The 2,189-nt window shown below is 68.1% G+C and carries 3 protein-coding genes; all 3 read right to left on the reverse strand.

Annotation, left to right across the window (positions count from 1 at the left end; translation table 11 throughout):
* Positions 1-884, reverse strand: an 884-nt coding sequence (locus tag FFS27_RS31985) for a substrate-binding periplasmic protein (RefSeq protein WP_137952511.1), incomplete at its 3' end; no start/stop codon positions are given.
* Between the two features lie 49 nt (positions 885-933).
* The gene (locus FFS27_RS31990; protein ID WP_003093235.1) at positions 934-1,395 is read right to left on the reverse strand and encodes a GNAT family N-acetyltransferase; all 462 of its coding nucleotides are present in this window, start codon (positions 1,393-1,395) and stop codon (positions 934-936) included.
* 162 nt (positions 1,396-1,557) lie between these two features.
* The coding region (eutC, locus tag FFS27_RS31995) for an ethanolamine ammonia-lyase subunit EutC (protein ID WP_137952512.1) at positions 1,558-2,189 on the reverse strand (632 nt) is incomplete at its 5' end.

A 2,189-nucleotide genomic window follows, 5' to 3' on the forward strand; every position in this document is an offset into this window, starting at 1 on the left:
CCCAGCGGGTCTTTGCGCCACGCCGGTTGCAACGGGGCGTGCTGGCCCTGGTCCTGCTCCTGGCCGGGGCTGCGCTGCTGGTCGGCCTGGCCGGTTAACGGATCGACGGCCAGCGTGCGGGTCTGTCCGCTGCGTTCGAGGTGCGCTTCGGCGATCAGTTGTTCCAGCCGGCCGCTGCGACGCATCAGGCGCAGGTTGCGGTCGAGGCTGGCGGCAAGGGCGGCGCCGCGGGCGTGTCTTTTCGGCACCAGTACATAGAGCGGCTTGACCTCCAGCGGCGGTTCGATGAACACCAGGCGATCCTTCAGCGCCGGCACGTTGCGCGCCAGCAGGTGGTAGCCGGTGTAGCGATCGACCACGGCCAGGTCGATACGCCCGCGCAGGAGCTTCTCGAGGTTCTGCCAGTCGTTGGTCACCGCGTCCTTGGTCAGGCTGCGGTCGGCGTCGAAATCCTCCCGGTTGACGTAGCCGCGGACCACGCCGATGCGGTACGGACGCAGGCTTTCCAGATGCGCGGGATTGACCGGCAGCAGGCGCTCGCGCTGGCGGAAGAAGCCCAGTTGCGAGTCGAGCAGGGGGATGGTGGCGTGGAACAGTTCGCGCCGCTCGGGCGACAGGTAGGCCGGCATGAGGGCGTCGAAGCGCCCTTCGGCGGCTTCTTTCAGGGCACGTTGCCAGGGCAGGAACACCAGTTCGGCGCGGTGCCCGTCGAGGGCCAGGGCTTCGTCGAGGATGCGGCTGGCGAGGCCCTTGCCCGGCAGGTCGGGGCCGACGTAGGGCGCCCAGTCGAGGGTCGCCACGCGCAGGGTGTCGGCCTGCGCGCCGGCCGTGGCGAGGAGCAGGCCGAGCAGGACGCCGGGCCAGTGCCAGGTGCGCGAACCCATGGATGCCTCTGCTCTGAGCGATCGGTTGGGAAGTGCCGTGCCTTTGTCTTCAGCTTAGTTCGTCGCTGATCGGCAGGGTGTAGTTCTTGAACTCCTGGTCTTCGCGGAAGCCGATCGACTCGTAGACTTTCTGCGCTACCTCGTTGTCGACGCTGGTGGAGACACGCATGCGCACCGCATGGGTTTCCCGGGCCATCTGCTTGGCGTGTTGCAGCAGGTGGTCGGCGACCAGTTGCCGGCGCGCCTCCTCGGCGACGTAGATGTCGTTGAGGATCCAGACGCGCTTGAGCGACAGCGAGGAGAAGCTCGGATAGAGCTGGCAGAAACCGAGCAGCCGGTCTTCTTCGTCGGCCAGCGCCAGGTAGATCACCGACTCCTTGCGGCGCAGGCGTTTCTCGAGGAATTTCCGCGAGGACTCGGGGTAGGAGAGCATGCCGTAGAATTCGCGGTACTTGACGAACAGCGGCGCCAGCAGGTCGAGGTGTTCGAGGGTGGCTTGCACGATTCGCATGACGGGCCTCGCATTGCGGGAAGGGGCTGCCGGGACGATGCAGGCTGCATGCCAGCAACGCTTCGATGCTGCCCAATCTCCCTGGAAAGCGCAATCCAAGCGAACGTTTGAATCGGTCGAAGGAGGGGCGTCGCGCGCCGGCCCATCCTTCGGCCGGGAGGCTCAGTCCCTCGCCAGGAGGAAGTTGCCGGTGCGCGGAGCCTCGCCTTCCAGAGCCTGGACCTCCGCCTCGTCCTTCAGGTTGACCCCGGAAAGCTGCCGCCGGCAGGCCTCGCGCATCAGGTAGAGCAGGCGGTGCGCGGCCATGCCGTAGCTGAGGCCTTCCAGGCGGACGTTGGAGATGCAGTTGCGATAGGCGTCGGTGAGACCGACCCGCGGGGCCCAGGTGAAGTACAGGCCGAGGCTGTCCGGCGAGCTGAGGCCGGGACGCTCGCCGATCAGGATCACGCTCATCTTCGCCCGCAGCAATTCGCCGATCTCGTCGGCCACCGCCACCCGTCCCTGTTCCACCAGGACCACCGGCGACAGCGACCAGCCTTCGGCCAGCGCCTGTTCCTCCAGGCGTTCGAGGAAGGGCAGGGTGTGACGCTGCACGGCCAGCGCGGAGAGGCCGTCGGCGACCACGATGGCCAGGTCGATCTGCCCGTCGTAGCCGGCGGCGTGTTCGCGCAGGCGTTGCACCGAGGCCTCGTCGAGGCGCCGGCCGAGGTCCGGGCGTTGCAGGTAGACGTGGCGGTCGGCGGCGGCGCTGTGCAGCAGCAGGCTGTCGCGGCCGCGCTGGCGCAGGCCGTCGC

The organism is Pseudomonas sp. 2VD, from assembly GCF_005503585.1.
Lineage (GTDB): Bacteria > Pseudomonadota > Gammaproteobacteria > Pseudomonadales > Pseudomonadaceae > Pseudomonas > Pseudomonas aeruginosa.